Source organism: Pseudalkalibacillus decolorationis (genome assembly GCF_024609785.1).
Taxonomy (GTDB): domain Bacteria; phylum Bacillota; class Bacilli; order Bacillales; family Fictibacillaceae; genus Pseudalkalibacillus; species Pseudalkalibacillus decolorationis.
Genome location: NZ_JANHJQ010000002.1, coordinates 286,245 through 309,509 on the forward strand (window position 1 = coordinate 286,245; position 23,265 = coordinate 309,509).

21 protein-coding genes, 1 pseudogene and 1 other annotated feature are annotated in these 23,265 nt (G+C 36.3%); of the genes and pseudogenes, 4 read left to right on the top strand and 18 right to left on the bottom strand.

Annotated features, from left to right (window positions below):
* The first annotated feature begins 76 nt into the window (after positions 1–76).
* Complete coding sequence (locus tag NON16_RS03350; RefSeq protein WP_257347080.1) at positions 77–1,450, top strand: MATE family efflux transporter; 1,374 nt, start codon at positions 77–79, stop codon at positions 1,448–1,450.
* A 163-nt stretch (positions 1,451–1,613) separates the two neighbouring features.
* On the opposite strand, the gene glaH is transcribed toward NON16_RS03350, so the two are convergent.
* Together glaH and NON16_RS03360 are read right to left on the bottom strand one after the other, a co-directional pair.
* Positions 1,614–2,549, bottom strand: coding sequence for a glutarate dioxygenase GlaH (gene glaH, locus NON16_RS03355; RefSeq protein ID WP_257347081.1), 936 nt, complete (start codon positions 2,547–2,549; stop codon positions 1,614–1,616).
* Between the two features lie 449 nt (positions 2,550–2,998).
* Positions 2,999–3,307: a DUF3870 domain-containing protein gene (locus NON16_RS03360; protein ID WP_257347083.1), complete on the bottom strand. Its 309-nt coding sequence runs from the start codon at positions 3,305–3,307 to the stop codon at positions 2,999–3,001.
* A gap of 284 nt (positions 3,308–3,591) precedes the next feature.
* On the opposite strand from NON16_RS03360, the gene NON16_RS03365 reads away from it, so the two are divergent.
* Complete coding sequence (locus NON16_RS03365) at positions 3,592–4,812, top strand: MFS transporter (protein ID WP_308216571.1); 1,221 nt, start codon at positions 3,592–3,594, stop codon at positions 4,810–4,812.
* Positions 4,813–4,855: 43 nt separating this feature from the next.
* On the opposite strand, the gene NON16_RS03370 is transcribed toward NON16_RS03365, so the two are convergent.
* From NON16_RS03370 to NON16_RS03390, 5 genes are all read right to left on the bottom strand, one after another.
* Positions 4,856–5,185 (bottom strand): four-helix bundle copper-binding protein, encoded by a 330-nt coding sequence (locus NON16_RS03370; protein WP_257347087.1) that lies wholly within the window; start codon positions 5,183–5,185, stop codon positions 4,856–4,858.
* A gap of 165 nt (positions 5,186–5,350) precedes the next feature.
* Positions 5,351–5,959: a DUF502 domain-containing protein gene (locus NON16_RS03375; protein ID WP_257347088.1), complete on the bottom strand. Its 609-nt coding sequence runs from the start codon at positions 5,957–5,959 to the stop codon at positions 5,351–5,353.
* Positions 5,960–6,141: 182 nt separating this feature from the next.
* On the bottom strand, positions 6,142–6,786 hold the full coding sequence (locus tag NON16_RS03380; protein WP_257347089.1) for a TetR/AcrR family transcriptional regulator: 645 nt from the start codon (positions 6,784–6,786) through the stop codon (positions 6,142–6,144).
* A gap of 16 nt (positions 6,787–6,802) precedes the next feature.
* Complete coding sequence (locus NON16_RS03385; RefSeq protein WP_257347091.1) at positions 6,803–7,600, bottom strand: ABC transporter permease; 798 nt, start codon at positions 7,598–7,600, stop codon at positions 6,803–6,805.
* Positions 7,590–8,498 carry an ABC transporter ATP-binding protein gene (locus NON16_RS03390; protein ID WP_257347093.1) on the bottom strand — a complete coding sequence of 303 codons (909 nt, stop codon included), beginning with the start codon at positions 8,496–8,498 and terminating at the stop codon, positions 7,590–7,592. The genes NON16_RS03385 and NON16_RS03390 overlap by 11 nt, the downstream gene beginning before the upstream one ends.
* 741 nt (positions 8,499–9,239) lie before the next feature.
* Positions 9,240–9,474: a binding site (T-box leader), on the top strand.
* 66 nt (positions 9,475–9,540) lie between these two features.
* On the opposite strand from NON16_RS03390, the gene NON16_RS03395 reads away from it, so the two are divergent.
* The gene (locus NON16_RS03395; RefSeq protein ID WP_257347095.1) at positions 9,541–11,085 is read left to right on the top strand and encodes a 2-isopropylmalate synthase; all 1,545 of its coding nucleotides are present in this window, start codon (positions 9,541–9,543) and stop codon (positions 11,083–11,085) included.
* Between the two features lie 824 nt (positions 11,086–11,909).
* Here NON16_RS03395 and NON16_RS03400 read toward each other — a convergent pair.
* The 4 genes from NON16_RS03400 to NON16_RS03415 form a co-directional block, all read right to left on the bottom strand.
* Positions 11,910–12,824 carry a class I SAM-dependent methyltransferase gene (locus NON16_RS03400; protein ID WP_257347097.1) on the bottom strand — a complete coding sequence of 305 codons (915 nt, stop codon included), beginning with the start codon at positions 12,822–12,824 and terminating at the stop codon, positions 11,910–11,912.
* A 406-nt stretch (positions 12,825–13,230) separates the two neighbouring features.
* A complete protein-coding gene (locus NON16_RS03405) occupies positions 13,231–13,578 on the bottom strand; it encodes a DUF1516 family protein (protein ID WP_257347099.1) in 348 nt (115 codons plus the stop codon).
* Between the two features lie 139 nt (positions 13,579–13,717).
* Positions 13,718–14,392, bottom strand: a complete 675-nt coding sequence (locus NON16_RS03410; protein ID WP_257347101.1) for an ABC transporter ATP-binding protein — start codon at positions 14,390–14,392, stop codon at positions 13,718–13,720.
* Position 14,393: 1 nt separating this feature from the next.
* On the bottom strand, positions 14,394–15,428 hold the full coding sequence (locus tag NON16_RS03415; RefSeq protein ID WP_257347103.1) for an ABC transporter permease: 1,035 nt from the start codon (positions 15,426–15,428) through the stop codon (positions 14,394–14,396).
* Positions 15,429–15,710: 282 nt separating this feature from the next.
* Between NON16_RS03415 and NON16_RS03420 the strand changes: the two genes are divergently transcribed.
* Entirely contained in the window at positions 15,711–16,580 is an 870-nt protein-coding gene (locus tag NON16_RS03420; RefSeq protein WP_257347105.1) for a YitT family protein, read from the top strand.
* A gap of 114 nt (positions 16,581–16,694) precedes the next feature.
* Here the strand turns inward: NON16_RS03420 and NON16_RS03425 are convergent, their stop codons facing one another.
* The 7 genes and pseudogenes from NON16_RS03425 to NON16_RS03455 form a co-directional block, all read right to left on the bottom strand.
* Positions 16,695–18,074 carry a sensor histidine kinase gene (locus tag NON16_RS03425; RefSeq protein ID WP_257347106.1) on the bottom strand — a complete coding sequence of 460 codons (1,380 nt, stop codon included), beginning with the start codon at positions 18,072–18,074 and terminating at the stop codon, positions 16,695–16,697.
* Positions 18,071–18,748 carry a response regulator transcription factor gene (locus NON16_RS03430; protein WP_257347108.1) on the bottom strand — a complete coding sequence of 226 codons (678 nt, stop codon included), beginning with the start codon at positions 18,746–18,748 and terminating at the stop codon, positions 18,071–18,073. Before NON16_RS03430 ends, NON16_RS03425 begins: the two co-directional genes overlap by 4 nt.
* 42 nt (positions 18,749–18,790) lie before the next feature.
* A pseudogene (locus tag NON16_RS03435) lies at positions 18,791–19,427 on the bottom strand (aldo/keto reductase).
* A 98-nt stretch (positions 19,428–19,525) separates the two neighbouring features.
* Positions 19,526–20,392, bottom strand: coding sequence for a chemotaxis protein (locus NON16_RS03440; protein ID WP_257347110.1), 867 nt, complete (start codon positions 20,390–20,392; stop codon positions 19,526–19,528).
* Positions 20,393–20,498: 106 nt separating this feature from the next.
* Positions 20,499–21,452 (bottom strand): S8 family peptidase, encoded by a 954-nt coding sequence (locus NON16_RS03445; RefSeq protein WP_372508729.1) that lies wholly within the window; start codon positions 21,450–21,452, stop codon positions 20,499–20,501.
* A gap of 101 nt (positions 21,453–21,553) precedes the next feature.
* Positions 21,554–22,414, bottom strand: a complete 861-nt coding sequence (locus tag NON16_RS03450; RefSeq protein WP_257347114.1) for a DUF2935 domain-containing protein — start codon at positions 22,412–22,414, stop codon at positions 21,554–21,556.
* Positions 22,415–22,605: 191 nt separating this feature from the next.
* Entirely contained in the window at positions 22,606–23,235 is a 630-nt protein-coding gene (locus NON16_RS03455) for a YesL family protein (protein WP_257347116.1), read from the bottom strand.
* Between the last annotated feature and the right edge of the window lie 30 nt (positions 23,236–23,265).

A 23,265-nucleotide genomic window follows, 5' to 3' on the forward strand; every position in this document is an offset into this window, starting at 1 on the left:
GAACAAAATAGTACGCTTATAAAGCATAGTTGTGTGATATAATTACAAAATTACGTTTAAATGATGAGGTTAGAAAATGTACAAAACAAACACAACAAGGCAAAAGTTAAAACAATTTTTACTTATTTTATTTCCAATTGTCGTTACACAGGTCGGTTTATATTCAATGAGTTTCTTTGATACATTAATGAGCGGGCAAGCGAGTCCAGAAGATTTAGCAGGTGTAGCGATTGGCTCGAGCCTATGGGTTCCGGTATTTACAGGTTTGAGTGGTATACTGATGGCATTGACACCGATTGTTTCACAGTTAGTTGGCGGGGATCAGCGGAAAAAGGTCCCGTATTCTGTCGTGCAAGCTGTGTATTTATCTATCTTTCTTTCAATAGTTGTGATTGTAATTGGTTCGGTTGTTCTAGGCCCAATATTAGGTGCTATGGAATTAGATAATAAAGTAGAAACTGTAGCTTTCCGTTATTTGTTCGCCCTATCTTTTGGAGTTCTGCCCTTATTTCTGTATACAGTATTACGGTGCTTCATTGATGCTTTAGGAGAAACCCGCACAACCATGGTAATAACGCTATTATCATTACCGATTAATGTAGTGTTTAACTATTTATTGATATTCGGAAAATGGGGATTACCAGAACTTGGGGGTGTGGGTGCAGGATATGCATCTTCGATAACGTATTGGTTTATTTTAATCATTACGATCTTTGTTGTAGCTCGACATGAACCGTTCTCTCTCTTTCGTATTTTTCAAAAATGGTACCGGGTATCTTTATCATCTTGGAAAGAGCTTTTGAAAATAGGAATTCCAATAGGTTTTGCGATCTTTTTTGAGGTAAGTATTTTTGCAGCGGTAACATTATTAATGAGTGAATATAATACAACAACAATTGCGGCACATCAAGCAGCAATTAACTTTGCATCTATGCTTTATATGATTCCATTAAGTATCTCGATGGCATTGACAATTACGGTAGGTTTTGAAGTTGGTGCAAAGCGAATTGAGGATGCTCGGCAATATAGTACACTTGGAATTACAATTGCTGTGTTAATTTCTTTATTGTCTGCGGGCATTTTGATTTTGTTTAGTGAACCAATTGCAGGTTTATATACAAAGGACAACGCAGTGTTGGAACTAACCGCACATTTCTTGATTTATGCGATTTTCTTTCAGTTATCGGATGCGATTGCTGCACCGATACAAGGCGCCTTGCGTGGTTATAAAGATGTAAATATTACACTCATTATGGCGTTAATTTCGTACTGGGTTGTTGGTTTGCCGCTTGGATACGTATTAGCAAATTACAGCTCGTTAGGACCATTTGGGTATTGGATCGGGTTAAGTTCTGGTTTGCTTTGTGGTGCCATCACCTTGTACTTTCGGCTTCGTCACTTGCAAAAACGTTACTCTATTCAAACAGGACTTTCCAAAAAGACAATATAGACTACAAGTCGTCAAGTATTTTAAAAATTCTATTCATAAAAGAAGGCCGATCTTTTCCGAATCTAAGCATCGATGATCGGCCTAATTCCTCAATTATCTTTTCTCAAACCTTAATGAGTACAAATATTCTTTTTCTTTCAGTTGTTCGGATCACCGGAATTAATTACACTTTGGCAAAGTATCCTCTTTGTCTAAGTAATTCGCGATGTAGGTCTGGACTTTTCTCGAAAGCTGCTCTTCCATGTAGCCAAAACATATTATTCACCATGACAAGATCTCCAACAGGTAAAGGAAGATCAATTGTATGCTTACTGTTTTCCATGGATTCTGAAAGATCTTTTAAATATGTCGCTTGCTCCATTGTAGATGGATTAGCAAATTGATCAATAAAGCAAATACAGGGCTTTCCGTTTTGTTCAAAAAAAGTCTGGTTGTAGACGGTTTGTTCAACATTTTTGCTGGATGGGGCTTTGTATTCGATACGACATGTTGCAAGTGGATGGGTTGAATAATGTTCTAAGTCTTCCCAATCGTCTAAATGCAACAGTCGAGATTCTCCACCTATTGCATTTTCTTCTGCAAACTTCATCATTAACAACCAATCTGTGGGTTCATTTACAAAAGTACCATCCGTATGAAGAGTAAAGCGACGATAGGCCTGTCTTAAATAAGAATCACTTTCGTCTGTATCTTTTACTGTAAATCGTGCATAATATGTGCCTGACATGGCGTCAAAATTAACGCCGCCGAGCAAATGTGCAAGAGCTGTCGCAAATTTAATGTAGTCATCATAATCCTCAGTTTGGTACTGCATACCAACTGTAAAACCACCTGAATCCCGATCATGTAAAATAGCACGAACCGTTTCTGAAAATCGTTTACCGAGTATCTTTTCCAGGGATTGTGACAAAGCTAACCTCATATAAGGCACATACTCCAGCTGTTGTGCATTTACATGTCTATTCTCTGACAAAAACGTATACAACGAATCATTATTGATTTCAAGATGATACAGACGATGATGATGTGGGTGGTTTTTGACCTCAAATGTCTCCTTTCCCCCTACTAACGACTTTACAACTTCTTTAACAACACTCATTTTTCTTCCTCCTTTTTTTAAAAAACAATAAAAATAGCCAGTTATACCATTCCAATGTGAAATGATAGAACTCGCTACTAGTCTAATTATGGCTTCTTGAAAGGAAGTCCGATAGACTTAACAGTTATTCATTAATTTAGTTAATAATCATTACTTGACGCGGAAGGGGTTTCCTACCTACGGGTAATTTATAATAATAATTTTAGTAATATTTTTTCAGTTTGTCAATATTTATTTCGAAAATTACGAATTGTTTATTCGATGTCTAGCTCCAGCGCCCAGCTACTCGAGGTCGCTTCGATTCTTCCACAAACACAAAAGGCGTGTTCTGTTGCAGAATCTCCAGCGCTTGCACTCACAAGCATAAGTGTAACTAAGGTGATCGCCTGAAATGCTTGGCGTTTACCAAGTTTTCTTTATCGTACCTGAACAGGGCGCTTCTGCTTTTCTTAAGTAATCAAACTAAATTGCTTGTACGCATCTTTAACTGCCGCAATTAATGCTGATTGAGCTTTGCCGTGATAGTGTTTTTCAATCGTATGAATAATGGGATCTAATCCATCCAAAAAGCTATATCCTTTCAACAACTTACTAATGAAATTCTGAGCATGACCCGTTGTTAACGTGCATGAAGCGTCAAGAATAACCCAATATTTTCGATCTACTTCAATGGTAATTGTTAATGTTTGATGTATTTCGCTCGCTGACATTCCTTGTGGAAGCTTTGCATGTCCCGCTAACATCACCATTTTTTCCATAATCTCCACCTCCAACCCATACCTTTTCGTTCAATAATTCAATAAAAGTGTCGCCTGTTTAAACCGCCTAAGTTTTCACCCAGAACTTTATCTGTTCATTCAGAGCATATAAATATCATACTACTTTTTAATGTTAAATGTTAGATAAATTAGATTACTTAAGCTGAAGCAGTACATAATAACGATACTTGGTATAAACCTAAAAGCTATCTCTAACATGTATGATTTACTTTCTTTCATCGAATACTACTACACGAATGATCGATGAAAGGAAAGTGGATAAAGTGGACCAGAAAAATAAATTTGCTCTCCTCTCGCTAGCACTTATACCGTTAGTAATGACCCTCGGAAATTCTATGCTTATCCCGATCTTACCAACCATCGAAAAGGAATTAGATCTGAGTGAACTTCAAGTTAGTATGATCATTACTCTTTTTTCCGCAGTAGCCATTGTCTTTATCCCGATCGCAGGATTTCTGTCCGATCGATATGGTCGAAAAATCGTGATTATCCCGGGTCTCCTCATCGCAGGAATAGGTGGGGCTGTCGCAGGATGGGCATCATGGCAAGTAGACGACCCATTTAAATGGATACTAATCGGTCGAGTAATTCAAGGATTTGGTTCGGCAGGAGCTGCACCTGTTGTTCTTCCTTTAATTGGAGATATGTATAATGATGATAAGCAAATTAGTCAAGGGCTCGGTATCGTTGAATCATTTAATACTTTTGGGAAAGTATTAAGTCCTATTTTAGGATCAATACTCGCAATTGTTATCTGGTACATGCCATTCTTTGCAATTCCGGTTTTATGTTTAAGTTCTGCTTTCCTTGTCTTCTTTTTGGTTAAGACACCTAAGAAAAGTAATCAAGAGAAGCAAACGATCAAAGAGTTTGTTTCAGGTGTAAAAGAAATAGCCGTCCGTGAAGGTAAATGGTTGGTTGCTACTTTCTTTTTAGGCATTTTTTCGATGTTTATTTTATTTGGAATTTTATTTTTTCTATCTGAACAATTGGAACAGAAATATGGTATGGAGGGTGTTATTAAGGGGCTTGTACTAGCGATCCCGCTTCTGTCATTATCCATTGCTTCTTATATAACAGGAAAAAAGGTTGGAGATAACAAAAAATTGATGAAAGGGATTATCGCTGCTGGTTTAATTCTTGTGACAGTAAACCTTGGTTGGATTGGGTTCTCAGATGGCATTTATTCTTTGTTATCAGCACTGTTTATTGCTGGTATTGGAATTGGAATAATTCTTCCTGCATTAGATGCAATGATTACGGAAGGCATAGATAAAGAAGAACGTGGAACGGTTACATGCGTTTATAGCAGTATGAGATACGTTGGTGTTGCCCTTGGTCCGCCAGTTGTAGCAGCTACTTTAAATACTGGTAGAGAATTTATATTCTTTGGAATGATGGGTCTTAGTTTAATTGCCGTTATTGTTGTATTTACGTTAATCCGACCCGAAAAGGAAAACGAAAATAAACTGGAACCAGCATGATTTATAAACACTTAAGAGCCCGGAAAAAGGCTCTTTTCGCGAATTATACAAATCGATATCGACAGTTTTCAGCAAGCTCGTAAAATAAATCAGCACTTTTTGACATATTAGTTAAATCGATTTGTACAGAACATTCATTTCCACATGCTTCACAAATTAGCTCACATAAATGGCAAATCTCTTGTGAAAAAGGTGTTTCCCGTTTCAATGCATTTGCGGTGTAAGAACAAATTTCTGAACACTCCGTTAGTAACTGAGTACAAACGGTAGAAAGTTTAGGATACATAGTCACACCTTCATTTAAATATCGTTCACAATGCTCTTTACAGGCGAGGCAGAGTTCAATGATGTTTCGGTCTCTTACAGTAACCATAATTAATTCCTCCAACAGTATAGTACTATACTGTTACCGTTTTAGAGGAATTGTAAACATGTTGTACTTGCACGTTAAGTATATAAAGATCCTTCTTAGTATAAGTGCATCTACGGTTAGTACTTATGCTAAGGCTGGTGGTAGCCGGGTTTTCTCTTTATCGTATTAACTTTTTTTAAACACTGACTCAGTATTGGAACGTTGCTTGACAGTCATACCACCGGACAAGACGAATTTCATTGCTTCCTCCGGTTTCACATCAAGAATTTCTACTTCTTCTTTTGGGATAAGAAAAGTAAATCCAGCAACCTGAAATGTCTGTGGCATGTAAACGGCAATATGACCAGCAAGTGGATCTGCAAGTTGATGGACGTCCTCAGAGGTAACAAAACCGATCGATTTCATATTTGTTCCTGGTATAAACACGAGAACAACCTTTGAAAAGGACTTCTTTTCCCCAAGAAACGATTGGATTGTATCCTTTATAACTGAATAAAGGCTTTTAATAATTGGAATTCGGTCCAAAAACTTATCTACGAGTTCAACAATTTTTCCACTTAGATACTGTTTGGATAACCACCCTAGAACGGTAATCAATATTAACGAGGCGAGCAGACCTAGCCCCGGAACATAATCCTCTTTCAAGAATCCTCGAAACGTGTTTCCAAGTATGCTGTCCAAGAATTCAAAGACTTTAATGACCACATACATGACTAAAATAATTGGCACCACGGTTACAATCCCATTTAAAAAGTTCTTGGCAAGTGCTTTCATTTCAACCTCCATCTCTATAAAGAAAAGCGCAAGCGCCCTGGGTAGCCAAGAAGGTCACTGGAAGGCCACTGAGGAGGCTGTTGCCGCCGGAAGGGGACTGAAGTGATCCGAGTGGCTGGGCGCTGGAGCTAGACATTGCCTCTCTGCATCAAAATTTTATTGTACTAGGTAAATTGTTCAAATTACGATTGGTATACTCCATGCTGAATAACATCAAAATATTGGTTAAGTTGATCTAGAAAAGGCTGTGGATTTATTAACAGTTCTTGCTCCTTACCTTTATATGCTTGTAGAAGACTTCGATTTAATTGATCCATTACATTCAATGTATAATCAAGGACAAACTTCCTAGTCAATCCGGGTCGTAAATCCTCATCCTTTAAATACGCAAACAAGTACTTATCGTTCGCCTCATAAACATCCTCATAAATCTTCTTATAAAGATGATTCATATCTTCTTGAAGATCTTTCGGGGTATCTATAAATCCCTTCATTATAATTTGATACTCATTTGGGTATATCAAACAGAGATTCATTTTAATGACCGTTATCTGTTTAATCCTTTCAAAAAAATCAGTTTGTTCGATAGTACTTATTTTTTTGTAGACATTATCAGAGATAACACGAGTAGAATGGTCTACAAGATACATAAATAACCCTTTTTTATTCTTAAAATAGTGAAATAACAATCCCTTTGAAATTCCTGCTCGCTTGATAATCTGATTAGTGGATGTGTTTTCATAGCCATTCATAGCAAATTCTTCTAAACAAATGTTTAATATACGTTGTTTTTTCTCATCTGGTAACTTATCAAATGCGCTGTTCATTTATTCAAATCCCGCCTCACACTGCAATATCCTTCTTACGGTAATACATAAAAGTAAATAGTGTACTAATCAGCATAACCGCAACCATAATGATAATATACAACCCTTTCAGTGATCCATCAATAATAATGTCAGCCGCATCTACATACGCAAACGGACTAAGATATTTTAAGCTCTCTAATGAATCGGCTACACTTGCAATAATTTGGAAAAAGTAGGTGATAAACACAAGGCCAACCGTAACAGAAAGGATTTGACGCCCTTTTTTAAGGATGCTTGATAATAGAAAGGCGATCGCTGCGAACGTTAGATGCAGTAAGATTGGTGCGATTGAAATAAGCATATACGTACTAAGATCAAACGTTCCATCATCGACCATTAAGAACCCAGATAGGGTAATCAATGATACGATTACGTTAAATAAAATAATATTTAACACCACTACAATAATTTTTTGAAAGATCATTGACGTTCTTGAGATCGGTTTGGAAAGCAGAAATTCGATTGTCTTCTCGCTTTCTTCTTTTGCAAGCATATTACCTGCCAGTAAGACGACATAAATACTACCTATTAGTGTGATTAGCATGTATCCTTCAATTGCGTAAAATCCCAGAACAGTTCCCATACTTATTTTATCCATACTAAATGCTTTTTTTATTCCTTCAGGATAGGCTTCCATTAAGGCTTTCATACTATCTTGCTGTTTAGCAAAATCAGGATAAATTTGCATCATCAGAAAAGTTAATCCGCCGATAATGAAGGACCAAATCAATAGTGAACGAAGGTTCCATTTGAATTCCTGTTTAAAAATCATTCTTTTCTCCCCCATTCTCTCTGTTTTCATAAAAGTGCATGAAAATCTCATCTAGCGAAGGTTCCTCAATTAACAGATCGCGATAAGTCTGTCGATTGATTTCATCAACGAATGTATGAACGTCTCCGCGATATAGGAGTTTCAACGTTTGACCGAGTTGTTCTTGACGAATAATTCCATCGAGAGACAGGTTAAGGGTCTGTTGATCCTGCAATAGAACTGTTACATTTTTGAATTGATTTTTCGTCAAGTTCTCCATCGTATCATTGGCGATTAATTGGCCCTCTTTAATAATGGCGACTCGATCACACATCTTTTGAACCTCACTCAAAATATGAGAAGAAAAGAAAATCGTAACCCCCTTCTTCTTCTCTTCAAGGAGCAAATCAAAAAAAGTGTGTTGCATTAACGGATCAAGGCCACCAGTTGGTTCATCCATAATGAGAAGACGCGGTTCGTGTAATAGTGCTTGAACGATCCCAACTTTCTTTCGATTTCCAAATGATAAGTCCTCAAATTTTTTATTAAGATCTAATTCCAAACGATCCGAAAGTTCCTTGATTCGCTTCTTGTTCACTTTATTTTTATAAAAACCAGAAGAATAGTTTAGCAGTTCTTTGACTTTCATATTCTCATAGTAGTGGACCTCAGATGGTAGATAGCCAACTTCCTGTTTAATTGCCGTCGATTCAGAAATAATATCCTTACCAAATATTTTTGCAGATCCATCTGTTGGGAAAATAAAATTAACTAATGTTCGAATTGTCGTACTTTTTCCTGCACCATTCGGACCAATAAATCCATAAACTTCACCCTCATTGACGGTGAAGTTAAGATTGGAAACAGCCCTATGCTTTCCGTAGTATTTCGTGAGGTTATGCATTTCGATTGCTTTCAATCCGATTACCTCCTTATATTGACCATGTAGTCAGTTGTATTATATTCCATATTGACCGAATGGTCAATATGGAATATGTTTTTTATCGATGTTGTACACAGAGAAATCCGCGGCTGTGGATAACTTTTACTGAAAGGTTACTTGAATAAATGGGTTATTTCCCATCAGAGGTCGAATGATGTCGATAATCGTAGTCCCGAAATGGAAGGTTTCTAGTCAAAAAGTCTCACTGTCTCTAAAATCTAAAGAAAACTTAGTTGGTCCTAAGCCTTAGCGCAGGTGATCGTCTTAGTCCCTAAAGGCCCTTGTTTTATACTTTATTAAAGTAAAGAAAAATTGGCGTTCGCCAAGCCTTAGCGCTGGCGTTCGCCTTAGTTGCGCTTATACTATAGAAAGTATTTTTATACTTTCTTAACGTGTAAAAAATATCACACCAACCAAGAGTACTACACTGAAAGATTTGGTGGCTTCTGTAAGCTTCCGATCAACAATACAGAATGAGAGTGAGTTTAATTAATAAACCAATTACATCGGACCTTGAATGCTAGTCTGGTTTTGTTTTACTTTCTGTGTGTACCTCGGATAGGATGATAATCGTTTCCAAATACCCTACATCGAAAAAATATAAGAGGTTTTTTCGGTTTTCAGGAACTCACACGTACATTACTTAAATTTCAGAAAAGTTAATAGTTTTTGTTGACATTTTTTATAAAAGCAGATATGGTGTTATATAAAATAAAGTCAACAGTGATGAGAAGGATTAAGATAGCAGCAATTATCATACAGAGACCAATATGTATGCTGAGAGTATTGGGATAATCTGTTCTCGACTCACCTTTTAACTGGTTTTCTGAACAACAATAAGTAAGAAAATCCGTCTGACCTGCGTTAAAGGCATGAATTAAGGCTTCTTATGCAGAGTAAGAAGTGAAATTGGGTGGTACCACGTTGGGAATAAACTCCTGTCGTCCCTTGTATCAATATACAGGCGGTCTGGCATGGAGTTTTTTTTATTTCAAGAAAATTTAAAGGAGGAAGGAAGATGAGGAAGATTCATATGTTTGACACCACTTTGAGGGATGGTGAACAATCCCCAGGGGTCCATCTTACCACTGAAGAAAAGGTTTCTATCGCACTGCAGCTTGAGAAATTAGGAGTAGATCGAATCGAGGCTGGATTCCCAGCGTCATCGCTAGGAGAAATCGTCAATGTTCAAGCTATATCAAAAGCTGTTCGCAACACGAGTATTGCAGTATTAGCAAGAGCTCATAAAACAGATGTTGAAGCCGCAAGAGAAGCATTAAAAGGTGCTGCAACACCTTGCTTGCATATTGTTCTCGCGACTTCACCCATACATCGCAAATATAAACTAAATATGACAAAAGAGCAAGTGATTGAAGCTGCTGAAATGGCTATTAAATACGGGAAAAATTATTTTTCGGAGATTGAATTTTCCTTAGAAGATGCAAGTAGAACAGAACTAGACTTCATATATCGAGTCGTTGATCGAGCGATTCAGGCTGGTGCAACTGTAATTAATTTACCAGACACAGTTGGATACGCATCTCCTGAAACATTTGGAGATATGTTTAGGAAAGTGAGAGAGAATGTCCCCTCTATTGACAATGTTTTATTAAGTACCCACTGTCATAATGATCTAGGCATGGCCACTGCAAATACACTGGCTGCTGTTTATGCAGGTGTTGATCAAATTGAGGGAACCATCAATGGTATAGGGGAAAGAGCAGGAAATACAGCTATTGAGGAAGTAGCATTAGCTCTTGAAACAAAACAGGATATCTATCAAGCAAAATCGAACTTGGTGTTGAATGAAATCTATCATACAAGCAGACTTGTAAGTCAGTATACTGGTATGATGGTTCAACCAAATAAAGCCATTGTTGGTGATCATGCTTTTTCACATGAATCTGGCATTCATCAGGATGGCGTATTAAAAGAGTCGTCAACATATGAAATCATTAGACCGGAAACGGTTGGTGTTTCCTCAAGTACCATTGTGCTTGGAAAACATTCCGGACGACATGCTCTTAAAAAGAAGATAGAGTACTTGGGTTATGATTTAACTCAAGAAGAACTTGCGAATGCTTTTGAAAACTTTAAAAATGTGATTGATCAAAAGAAATATGTGATTGATGACGATATTCATAAACTAATCAATCAAGAATTTATTAATCATAAGACCCGATATGAACTATCAGACTTAGTGATTTCTTATCCAGATGAACAAACCGAGGTAACGATTGAGCTTATCGATGAAAAACAAAACCCTTCACGTACGACTATACGAGGAAATGGTGTCATTGATGCTCTTTATAATGGAATTGAACGGTTAATTGGTACTCAATTCCAGCTGCAGGATTATTCCATTCGCTCGAAAAATATCGAGAAAGATGCGATAGGAGAAGTGATTGTAAAAGTCAAAAAAGATGATCAATCCTATTCAGGTCGAGGGATGGATACGGATATCATCAAGGCAAGTGCAAAAGCTTTTTTGATAGCAATTAATCAGTTTTTCCAAACAGATCATCGAAAAGCCAAGGATAATAGTTTTACCTTTACAAATTAACAATCAACGAGTAAAAAATATAGTTTAATCAAGAATTTATCTAGTTCAATTATTTGGGTCGCCGGGTAATTTCTAGCTGCTGTTCCTATAGCTATTATAAACGACTAAACCTGACAACAGTATGTCAGTGGTCTCATGTAGTCAAAAAACTATACTATGTAAAAAGTTTGGTCCATTCCGATCACCTAATTTTTTTATAACTTAGTACAGGAATAATATTTTGTAAAAGAGTATATAAGAGGATTAGAATGTTCAATGATTGCATTATTATTGCCGTTACATTTAAAAACACAATCGTAAATTTAACTTCACTTTTTTTCTATTCGTTTCTCTCTTGATGTTCAACTATATGGCCCAATACAAAAGAGCGCATTCTTTACTAAATAAATGCGCTCTTTTCTTGAATAAACAAAAAGCTGATATTAGCTCGTATTGTTCAATTAAAAACCTTCAACCGTTAGTGATCAAGGATTGTTATTATTCTTGTCCCATGTATAGTGAGTCTTAACATTTTGTCAGTTCAAACGATGGATAATCTCATATTGATTTCCGCTTCTTTGTCACTTCGACTTCTAACTCTTCTCTTTCTATCAAATCACACCATTTCTCTTCCTATAATAAATCTTGGATCATCAAGGTATTGATATGGTATCTTGGTAAAGAATTACAAACCTAAAACGTTTTAGTCTAAAAATAATAATGGTAATGAAAGCCACGAATATTTTTTTGTAACCTAACGATTCGTATAAGCTAAGCAAAAATAATAAACAACCTCCCAATCCTTAGCGATAGATTGAGAGGCAAGTTTGTTATTAACTGAAACATTATTTTTTTATAGCATGGATATAATGAATTGCTTCGAATGCAGACAAATAATCCGTCCGATTACTAAAGAAAAGGTCATTTATCGTAGCTGGTGATAAATGTTCATAAATTAGTAAGCCTGATTTTTCTAACATATTCTCGATTTCATAATAAGTGAAACACGATTTCATTGGTTCTCCACTTGCTGAAGCCATTTTCACCATATTTTCAACTCTATTAGACATTCCTTTTTCTTCAAAGAGTTTCTCGTCTGCATAATCCAAAACTATAGAACTTCCTGATGGGACTTTGGCAAATAAATTATTTATCAAGCTTGAATTTTCCTCTTTAGTTAAATAATAAGAAACACCCAAAAGGCTAAAGAAAGTTTTTTTGTTATCAAACCCTTTATCTATTAGATTTGGATAAGAAAACTTTTTGGTGAAGTCCATCGAAATAAAATGAAGATTACTCGGAATTTTAAAATTAGCATTATCCAACCTTTTCTTTTTAAATTCCTGTGTAGCTGGATAATCAATTTCAAATATTTCTAAGCTGTTTTTCAATTCTGGATGTCGGAAACAAAAGGTATCTAACCCAGCTCCAAGTATGACATACTGTTTTAATCCTAACATAACTTCATTAAGTAATACTTTTTCGCAATACGCAGCACGTCCTAAGGGCGTTGGAGAAAGCTGGACTTGTGTAATCCATTTTAAAACTTCATCTGGATCATCTTGAAACCTTTGAGCAATATCTTTGTTGAAAAAATGTATTCCTTGAACCATATTCTCTCTGATGTCTGAAAACTCTTTTTGGGAAATTAGATCTTTTGCAATAAAATCATCGTAAATTTTTGGTGTGTCATATTTACTGTGATAGGCTCGACCAAAAGCTGATATTAAGGAAGTTAAACTGGACTCATTTTGCTTCATACAATTATCCTCCCACACAAAAAAATAAGATTCCCCCGGCCAGGAGAATCTTATTATACACATAAATATGTTAGCAATCAATTATAGCACAAATAAATATTTTGTCAATAAAAACACCTTTTTTAAAAGTGATATATTGCCCTTGTTGCAAAGTACGAAATTATGAGTTTGTCCTTTAACCACCTATTTGATTGAGTAATGAACTTTGACTTTAACAAACTCGGGATGCGGTTTGAACTGACACCCTTTATCTTTCAAACTGAATAAATACAACTGTATTTTTTACACGTTAAGAAAGTATTTTTATACTTTCTTAACGTGTAAAAAAACTGCCACAGTAAGATTATGCTGTGGCAGTATCCCGGTTATAGGTAATGAGTGAATGAAACAGGGAGATTATATTTGTTTAGAATCCGACTGGTAAATCAAACCCTAAATAAATTGTAATGATAAGAAGAACAATTGCACTAATTAAGATACCGCCCGTTCCTTTTCCTTTCTTTTTACGAACAAGTGTTACCTCCATTAGACCAATCGTAATTATTCCAGCCACCATTTTAATACCGTATAATGCCGGATTCATACCGTTGTAAGTAATAAACAGCGCGATTCCCGTAATGAAAACGAGGACATAGAACAGACGAAGTACCATATGAACCCCTTTTGATGGTTTTCCAAATGCGATTAAGAATAATAGAATTGTTATTACCCACGAAGTTATATGAATGTGAGTAGTGTTTGTTAATAAAACCATTTAATCTTCTCCTTTATTCAAGATATTGTAATAAATGAACGATAATCAGTTTGTAGTATAACACATTTTCTCACGTTTACCTTCCATAAAAATAAGTGTTTACATTTTATCCACATTATCACTCTCTTATACACTAAATCTACTGAATTAAACCATCTTTCATTGTTACGATTTGATCAGCATATGAAAGCATTTCTTCATCATGGGTTACCATCAGCGTTGTGATATCCATTGTTCTTGTTAGTTCTCTAATTAACGTCATCACATCCTTCGTTCTGCGTGAGTCTAAGCTTGCAGTTGGCTCATCTGCAAACAATATTTTCGGTTTGTGTATTAACGCTCTAGCAATAGCTACTCTTTGCTTTTCTCCTCCTGATAAAGAAGGTGGATAAGCCTCTTTTCGGTGATACATATCTACTATTTTGAGCAATTTTTCTACTTCTTCTTTTTGTTCATGTTTTTTAAGTTTTGTTTCAGAAACGTTAAGCATTACCATGAGCTGGTCTTGAACAGTAAGAAAGGGAACAAGATGAGAGGATTGAAAAATGAAACCAAACTGCCTTGCTCTAATTTTTCTAATTTGTTCTTGATTCATTTCATTTAGATTTTTACCTTCGAAAACAAGTCGACCCTCCGATGCACGTTGAAGTCCCGCTGATATCGTAAGAATCGTACTTTTGCCAGACCCTGATGCACCTACTAATGCTGTTATTTCTCCTTCCTTCAGTGTCAGATTAATACCTTTTAGAACTTGCTCATCCACTTCCCCGTTCTTAAATGTCTTTTTAACCTCAACAATTTGAAATAATGACATACTAAACCACTCCTTGCTGAATCGCTTGTAATGGTTCAACCTTCTTAATTTGAATACCTGAAAGTGTAGCTCCAACAAATCCTATCGTTATAAAAATGAATGTCAATTGAATACTTGCCTCAGTAGTTAAATCAAAAGGTAATCCTTTAGGAGCTATAACTGCAAAGCCTTGACTTAATGCAGCAGATATTCCAAGAGCGATTAAGGTAATGAAAATCATTTGGTACCACATCATCACAAATAAGGAAATGGTTTTAAATCCGATGGCTTTTAATATTCCATACAATCCAATTTTTTGAACATTCATCATGTAGAAGAATATTGCAAATAACATCCCGCTAATGACAACCAAAAACCATGTAATCATATTTAATGATAGTTGTTCCGCGCTGTAACTTGGTATTGTATTCAGAAACTTTTTATTAGAAAAAGACTGTAGCCCTGAAAATGATTGAGCCTTATCTTCACCGGGGATAAAAAGTAATTGCATCTCACTCACTCTGTAAATCTCTTTGTAATTTTCCGTATTGATATAAGCAACTGGTGCGTGACTAAATGTCTTTTTGTCTACAAAACCTTTTACTATAAATGCACCACTAAATTGATTGTTCGTTAACTTATCTCCAACCTTTATACCTTCTTCTTTTAATGAGCTGTCTACGATCACCTCTCCTTTACCAACGTTTTCAAACAAATTTGACCCAGTAGATGTTACAAAGGCAACACTATGTTGTGTATCACTGTTATCGGTTACAAAGCCCATTTGTATTGAAAAAGCTGTTGCTTCTTTATTATCACCTAAAATTTTCGATTGAAGGTTTTCATCAATTTTAGATGCATTATACGTTTCTTCTGCGTCTGAATTCATATAAATATGACCATCTGGCAGATCTTTAATTAGTGCTGCATTATCTTGAGATAAGCCATTCGATAGCCCTGAAATAATAAATGTTAAAAAACTAACTAAAAATATGATCGATCCTAAAATCATAAAACGCACTTTATTTTTTTTGATTTCCTTCCAAGCGATATTCATCTTATTGCCTCCAATTCTTCTTAATAATTAGAGTCTACAATTGAAATATGAACCGAACATGAACGAAGGATTACAAATTATTTAAAGGGGAGTATAACAGTAGCGGATAAACAACGGTAAGTCTATTAGAAGGTCCGGTTCAATTGGGAACAGGACCTTCTAATGAACTTAATGACATTTTTCATAAGTACTCTTTATACTTAGCTAAGAGAGTCGTTCATATTTTGTTGAAGCTTATGTTAGTATAGTAAAGTCTCAATAAAGAAAGGATAGGGATTACAAATGACGCGATCTTCACACCATACAAAGTTATTTATTGAATACTTTTCAATTATTATCGGTTCTGCACTAATTGGTTTATCATTTAATATCTTTCTATTGCCAGCTAAGCTTGCTGCAGGCGGCGTTTCAGGTATAAGTACCATCTTATATGAGTTATATCAGTTCAATCCCGCATATACACAATGGGTTATAAACATACCACTATTTATTGTTGGGGTTGTTCTCCTCGGCAAAGATTTCAGTTTAAAGACTTTAGTAGGAACCTTTTTTGTACCATTCACGATCTGGCTCAGTGCTGATATTCCTTCCAAAATTGATAACCCTTTACTAGCTGCTATTTATGGAGGGATACTATTAGGGGTAGGACTTGGGATTGTTTATCGAGGAAAGGGCTCGACTGGTGGGACAGCCATGATTGGACAGCTTTTAAAAAAGTACACAGGCTTATCCAGCGGATTTTCCCAGTTAATCGTAGATGGACTTGTTGTTGTCAGCTCCGCAATCGTCTTTAACCTAGAGCTTGCTTTATATGCGATGATGTCGATTTATGTTACAAGTAAAGTGATTGATTTTGTCCAGTTACAAACCTCGCCATCGAAACTTGTCCTCATTATTACTGAAAAGGAAGATCTCATTCAGACGATAATTAAAGATGAAATTGATCGAGGACTTACAAAAATACGCTCAATCGGTGGCTATGCTAACAAGGAAAAAACAATGATACTTTGTGTTGTTGAACAACAGGAAGCCATTTATTTGAAAAAGGTTCTGAAGGAGCAAGAACCTGATTCCTTTGTTGTATTTCTCAATGCTTCTGAAATCCTTGGACGAGGGTTTTCTTTATCAAAGTTTTATGAACCAGTAAAATAGTAGCCGGGTTAAAACATTATTGGATACTATATGAAGCCCGTAATAAGATTAGGGAGGGATGTTTAATAAAAACATCCCTATTTATTTTATTATTAAAGTGATTTGATCGGGACGTTACATTCTAGGAAGATGAATATGGAAAGTGGTTCCAACACCTAATTGACTTTCAACATGAATCTGCCCATCGTGCATCTCTACAATTTTTTTAGTAATTGCCAGTCCTAATCCGCTACTTCCTTCTTTTCGATTTCTGGATTTGTCTGCTTTATAGAAGCGGGTAAAAATATTGGGAAGGTCTTGTTGCGAAATGCCCATTCCATTATCCTTAAACGTAACCCGGAACTCTTTCTCATCTTTACGGAGATGAATTGAAATGGACCCACCATTATCCGTGAATTTAATGCTATTTGTCAGAAGGTTTGTCCATACTTGGTGGAGTAACTTCTGATCCGCATAAATGAAGGTAGAAGGCAGATCCATCTCAATTGCGAGATCTTTGTCTCTCCAACTCCATTCCGTCATAACGAACACTTGTTTAATTTGTTCAGCCACATCGAATGAGCTTTTCTCCAGTATATCCTCCTCTTTATCAAGTGAAGCAAGCGTTAACAGTTGTTTGCTTAACAGTGACATCCGTCTGCTTTCATACTCAATAATGGATAAATAATGATCCCGTTGCTCCGGAGATAATTTTTCTGTTTGCAACGTCTGGGAAAATCCTTGGATCGACGCCAGAGGAGATTGTATTTCATGAGAAACGTTTGAAACGAATTCTTGACGCATTTCTTCAAGCTGCGCTATATTTTTCGCCATTTGTGAAAAATGGCTAGCAAGCTTTCCAATCTCATCGCGGCGTTTCACATTCAGATGAATTAAATACTTCCCTTCTGCAATTTTTTTAGTCGCTTCCGTAAGCTTTACAATTGGTTTTACAATGTAACGAGTGCTGATTAGCACAAGCAAAATGCTTAATAAAATCGTTAGTAAAAGAAGGATTGAGAAAAAGATTCGCATTTCACTAAATTGGAGTTCAATATTTGGCCGTACAAATAATGCATAAGACTCCCCGCCAACGTTTATTGGCATCCCAATTGTATTTATGAGCTGATTATCGAAAAAGCCGGTAATAAAGACTTTTGACGGAAATTCAGCAATCCCGTGGTAGGTTTGTCCACCTAGAACATCCTGTACAACTTTTGGGTGGATCTCTTTATTTCCAAATTCCCCACCATAAAAAGCGTCCCTTCCTTGATTATCAACAAGATAAATCTGATAACCGAGTTCAGCGGTATTTTCTAAATAACCTTTTAAATTAATTTCAGGATTATTTTCGTAAAAGGTCACTATATCTTCAGTCATCTCAGTTATTTTCTTGTCATTATATGGTTTTAAACTGTATTGATAATAGGCATTCGAAAGGATAAAGGCAATGATGCTGCTTACGAACATTACTAGAATCGTCGTCATAACGATACGTAAATAAAGAGTTTTCACCGCTCTGCAGCCTCCAATTTATAACCAATTCCTCGAACCGTTTTGATCGAAAAATCATCGGTACGTTTAGAAAAGCGTTCACGCAATCTTTTAATATGTACATCTACCGTACGATCATCACCATGATAATCAGATCCCCAGATGAGTACGATAAGCTCTTCACGAGTGAAAATCCGATCTGGATAACTCGCGAGTTGAGACAATAATTCAAACTCTTTCATTGGAAGCAACAGAAGGCTTCCATTACAATGAACTTCATAGCTTTTTCGATCAATAACCGTTTCATTTATCTTTATTGTGTCCGCATTTACCATTTGGAATCTACGAAGTAATGCTTTAATTCGAAACAATAGTTCTTTTGGTTCGAATGGTTTGGTTACATAATCATCGGTTCCAAGCGAGAACCCTTTTTCCTTATCCTTAAGCTGGTCCTTGGCTGTTAATAGGATGATCGGAAAATCATAATACTTTCTAATCTCTTCACATAGCTGATAGCCGTCTTTATTAGGCATCATAATATCTACAACTGCTAAATGAATCTGGTGTTTTGCAAGGCAAGATGAAGCCTCCACCCCATCAGTTGCCTCAAATATAATATAGCCCTCTTCTTGAAGGTAATGCCTTAAAAGTTCACGTATATGAGCATCATCATCAGCAATTAAGATATGAATCATCGAAAACGACCTTTCTTATTATTTCTACATGAAAATCAGTCATTAGAAATCAAAGTTATCCGGATCAGGTCCAAATCGTTCGTCCTGATTCAAAGCATTAATTATCGACATTTCTTCTTCTGATAACTCAAAGTCAAAAAGGTTAGCGTTTTCTTTAATACGTGCCTCGTTTACTGACTTTGGAATGGTCACCACTCCGTTTTGAAGGTCCCAACGTAAAATGACTTGGGCCGGTGATTTGCCGTACTTATTTCCAATCTTTTTTAGAATCGTATGGTCAAGGAGCTTGCCGTGCATTAATGGTGACCATGCTTCTAATTGGATGTGTTCCTCCTTACAGAATGCGAGGAGTTCTTTCTGAGTCAGGCTCGGATGAAATTCAACTTGATTGACCATAGGCTTAATTTGAGCGTTATTCATTAAATCCTTCAGGTGATGAATTTGAAAATTACTAACACCAATTGCTTTAACCTTACCTTCCTTATACAATTTTTCCATTGCTACCCTCTTCATTTTTGTAGATTGCTGCTGTGTCAATGCTTTTATAACCTGCCTCAAGTGCCCACTTAACTGATTGAATAACTTCTGTTCCTTCATCTACCTTAAAAACACCGAAGCCTAACCATGGCATTTTTACACCGTTATGTAATGTTGTTGTATCTTGAATTGTATGAATCATCTTTACCACTCCTTCCAAGTTATGTCCATTATAAAAGGTATTCTCGTAAATTAAAAAGAATACAATTTCACTCAATGCTAGTCTATCACCTCAATTGGTTAGAGATCATTGACGGATGACCAGAGTTGTATAAGTTGATCTGTCAGGAGGTCGAGAATATCTTTGTCCTTAACGTACCCAAGATGAGAGGCCGGATTCCAGCTCGTTAACACGTTGCCAACATTCATTTCTATATCTTCTTTAACAGCCGATTCATATGCATCACTTAACGTTCGCATTGGGAAAGCTAAAATATCATCACGATCATAAATATTAATCCAAGAGCCCTTACCATTCGGATAAACATTTGAAAACTCTGGTGCCGGGACCTGAATGGGACGGTCGAAGGAAGCATAGCGCAAACTCCATAGCGCCAATGGAGAGCCTAATGATATAAACTGAGCAAGGGTATCACCACGTTCAAGTGGTGTAGCATTCTCTAGCATCTCAGTTAAGTACCTCATCTGGTTAGGGCGTTCTTGTAAATCATAGAAAAAGTTGCTTGTAATAACAGAGCCAAGACTATGTCCAATTACAGCTAAAGGTGCCTTTTCACCAGCTTTTTGGCTAAGTTCTTTCAATGTCTTATTATAAATTTCATGGACTCGTTCGTAATTTTGATAACCCTTTTTCGTTGGCTGATAAGCAACGGCATCACCAAGAAATTCAATAAAAAACTTTCTTAATCGTTTAAAGTCAAGGTTTCCCCCTTTTTGCATGTTCTCCCAGAGTTCGCTTTCTCGAGCATTGAACACTTTTCCCCAATAAACGGGTTGGAAAATAAACTCTTCGCCTGTATATTGGTAATCCTCTTTTTCCAATCGTTTTTTTAAGGATTTCTGCAGGTTTTCAATTAAAATTTCTGCGAAGTCGTCCCTTTGGATACCAGCACCATGTATAACGGCAACTGCGATTGATTTTGACATTTTTCCCTCCCTGATTCGGTTCCCAATCCATATGCAGGAACATATAAACTTATAATATAAAAGGCCAGCAACACGGGCTAGCCTATAGGGTTTCCTCTGTATACTACTAGTTCTGCTTCTTTTTTGTAATTCCTTTTGATAAGTCTAATAAACCCGAACCAACAGAATTTCGATTGTAACTAAGATTTTCGGTATTGTTTACAAGTAACCTATAAATCTCAGGTTCAGTTAGGGTTCGCTTTAGTTTGGTTTCATACCCTTCGATAAGTAGAGCGGCTGCCCCTGACACATGAGGTGTTGCCATTGAAGTACCTGTTAGTACAGCGTATTTATTATCTGTGTATGTTGAAAGAATGTTTACTCCTGGTGCTACTAAATCAATTTCATCGTTTGTATTCGTGAAACCCGCCGGCTTCTTATCTTCTGTCACTGCACCGACACAAACAACCTCGGGATAATAGCTCGGATAAGTTCTCTCAAATGTGTAGCCTTTTCCATCTCCAAGGTTTCCTGCGGCACAGACGACGAGTATATCATTTTCCACCGCTCGTTTAATAACACGATGCAGTCTTGGATCGTCAATACCTCCACCAAGAGAAAGAGAGATGACCCTCACTCGTTCACCTTCTGGCCCTCTCCAATCAGTTGCGTATTTAATTCCTTTAATTACACTTTCATACGAACTTGTTCCATTTCCCCTGATAACTTTTAATATAAGTAAACTTGCCTCTGGTGCTACACCAACAACACCTGTACCGTTTAAACTTGCAGCAATTGTTCCTGACACATGAGTTCCGTGATAATGATTATCCAAAAATATTTTTGGGTTCCCATTGTAATCTGATGTGAAATTCCGTCCATCAATCACTCGTTCTCGTAAATCGGGGTGTGTATGTTGACAACCGGTATCTAATACAGCCACAACAACACCTCTGCCCTTGTATCCAAGGTCCCACATCCGGGAAGCCTTTACCATTTCTACACTCTTTGGGATCTCTTTCCTGTCCTTTTTTGTTCCACTAATTTTAGATGGAAACAGTTGCAAATCTGACATACTCATACTCATATTCTCCTCACCTATTATATCGATCCTCTTATATAACTAGTAAATTCAAAGGTAAGGAGAAAGGTATAGGGTGTTGTCCTAAAAATTCAAAAAAACTAATCTTTATGACTTGTTTCTTTAGAATCGACCATGGATTTTCTAAAAGAAGGTTTGCTAAGTGAGCATGGAGGTATATTTAGATCTGGAGTATAATAGGTTAATTTTCGTAGAAAGTAACAGGCTTCAGGAAAATGGTGTTCGATAAAACGTAATGTAGCTTGGTTTAATACCTCATCGTCGACATAAAGCTTGAGCACTTTTAAAACGAGTTGATTTAGACCCAACACAGATTCAGCAACTTCTTTGGCAAAGTGATTTTGCACAGAGAACCCGGGTTTAATAAAACGCAAATAACCTTTGATCGCATCATTTTTGATTATATGCGCAGAAAACACGTTCTTGAAATGTTCTGCTTGTTGGAGTAGTGGAAGTTCTACTGCATCTAATATTTGTATTAATAAAGCAGAATGGCCTAATTGATCCTCCAACCATAGATCTAATAAGTCAACGAGTGGTAGGATTGGAGGTTCTTTTCCTTGCATGTAAAAGGATAATTGACGAAGGTATTCCTGGTTCTCACTTAACGTCCCGTTTAAATAAGAAGGAGATAGATTTAAGTTTACTCTATTAACAATTCGTAAACGTTGTAATTGTCCTTCAAATTGATAATAGCCCAAGGCTACTGGATTAATTTGTTTAGCTAACTGAATCATTTCAGCGGAGTCTTCTGAAAGGCTCTGGTTAATGGTACATAAGTGCTGTCTTAATTTATTAAATGCTTTGATGTATTGCAATGCCGTATCGACAAATTTTTTCTCAAAGGCTGACAAATAGTCATGGATAAAATGAGCATGGTCTTCTAGTATCTCAAGCCAAAAGTGATGCTCTTGCCAAACCGAAATTTTCTCGTATGCCATAGTTCTCCTCCCATAATTTCCATTTGTTATTAACGTATGGTGTCTGTGGGAAAAAGAGAACATGAAACAAACGTCTATTGAATGCGCCGTAGCTTGTGATTTCTACGCTGGTTGTAAGGAAAGAGGTTCTACTAACCTAAAAACAAAACCCTAACTGAACAGGGTTTTGTTCTATTTATTCTTAATCATTTCTAACTAACTAACTGTTTAAGGCGGTCTATTTTAGTAAACGTTTTAAAGGCAAACCACATAAAAGTAAAACTTAATAGCACACCACTAAAAAGAAAAACCAGTCCTGGGAGAAAGCAAAATAAAATATATAAAATCCCTATACCAACAACCATCATTAGAGTAGTTTGCAGATTAGATATTCCAATGACAAGAGCAATTTTAAAATATTGAATCATAGTTAATCGATAATGGACAAAAACAGGAAAAATGTACATTAATGTAATTAAATATAACAATCCTAAACCGAGTAATAAAACCAATAATACTTCGTAAACGATCCCCACAGAGGATTTAAAAAATAATATATCAACATATAGAATAATACCAATTACAAGCAATATAAATCCAATTAGGTTAGCCTTTATAAAATCAGTTCGGAATGTTTTCCAAAAGGTCTTGAAAATAGGGATATCCATTTCACCCATAATCCATTTGCGTACTATCGCATATAAAGAAGTGGTAGATGGCATGATCCCTAAAGCTATAAACCCTAACAATGTGAAGGCAATCCATAAAACATTCACGTAGACTAATTTCATTGTCCATTCACAAACACGATAAAAACCTCCTAAGGCACCATTCATTCCCATTTATGATTCACCCCTCATTTTCACTATATT

What these genes read in the sequence shown, in the direction of transcription:
- NON16_RS03350 (WP_257347080.1), top strand. Translation starts at nt 77, where the DNA reads ATGTACAAAACAAACACAACAAGGCAAAAGTTAAAACAATTTTTACTT.
- glaH (WP_257347081.1), bottom strand. Translation starts at nt 2,549, where the DNA reads ATGAGTGTTGTTAAAGAAGTTGTAAAGTCGTTAGTAGGGGGAAAGGAG.
- NON16_RS03360 (WP_257347083.1), bottom strand. Translation starts at nt 3,307, where the DNA reads ATGGAAAAAATGGTGATGTTAGCGGGACATGCAAAGCTTCCACAAGGA.
- NON16_RS03370 (WP_257347087.1), bottom strand. Translation starts at nt 5,185, where the DNA reads ATGGTTACTGTAAGAGACCGAAACATCATTGAACTCTGCCTCGCCTGT.
- NON16_RS03375 (WP_257347088.1), bottom strand. Translation starts at nt 5,959, where the DNA reads ATGAAAGCACTTGCCAAGAACTTTTTAAATGGGATTGTAACCGTGGTG.
- NON16_RS03380 (WP_257347089.1), bottom strand. Translation starts at nt 6,786, where the DNA reads ATGAACAGCGCATTTGATAAGTTACCAGATGAGAAAAAACAACGTATA.
- NON16_RS03385 (WP_257347091.1), bottom strand. Translation starts at nt 7,600, where the DNA reads ATGATTTTTAAACAGGAATTCAAATGGAACCTTCGTTCACTATTGATT.
- NON16_RS03395 (WP_257347095.1), top strand. Translation starts at nt 9,541, where the DNA reads ATGAGGAAGATTCATATGTTTGACACCACTTTGAGGGATGGTGAACAA.
- NON16_RS03400 (WP_257347097.1), bottom strand. Translation starts at nt 12,824, where the DNA reads ATGAAGCAAAATGAGTCCAGTTTAACTTCCTTAATATCAGCTTTTGGT.
- NON16_RS03405 (WP_257347099.1), bottom strand. Translation starts at nt 13,578, where the DNA reads ATGGTTTTATTAACAAACACTACTCACATTCATATAACTTCGTGGGTA.
- NON16_RS03410 (WP_257347101.1), bottom strand. Translation starts at nt 14,392, where the DNA reads ATGTCATTATTTCAAATTGTTGAGGTTAAAAAGACATTTAAGAACGGG.
- NON16_RS03415 (WP_257347103.1), bottom strand. Translation starts at nt 15,428, where the DNA reads ATGAATATCGCTTGGAAGGAAATCAAAAAAAATAAAGTGCGTTTTATG.
- NON16_RS03420 (WP_257347105.1), top strand. Translation starts at nt 15,711, where the DNA reads ATGACGCGATCTTCACACCATACAAAGTTATTTATTGAATACTTTTCA.
- NON16_RS03430 (WP_257347108.1), bottom strand. Translation starts at nt 18,748, where the DNA reads ATGATTCATATCTTAATTGCTGATGATGATGCTCATATACGTGAACTT.
- NON16_RS03440 (WP_257347110.1), bottom strand. Translation starts at nt 20,392, where the DNA reads ATGTCAAAATCAATCGCAGTTGCCGTTATACATGGTGCTGGTATCCAA.
- NON16_RS03445 (WP_372508729.1), bottom strand. Translation starts at nt 21,452, where the DNA reads ATGAGTATGTCAGATTTGCAACTGTTTCCATCTAAAATTAGTGGAACA.
- NON16_RS03450 (WP_257347114.1), bottom strand. Translation starts at nt 22,414, where the DNA reads ATGGCATACGAGAAAATTTCGGTTTGGCAAGAGCATCACTTTTGGCTT.
- NON16_RS03455 (WP_257347116.1), bottom strand. Translation starts at nt 23,235, where the DNA reads ATGGGAATGAATGGTGCCTTAGGAGGTTTTTATCGTGTTTGTGAATGG.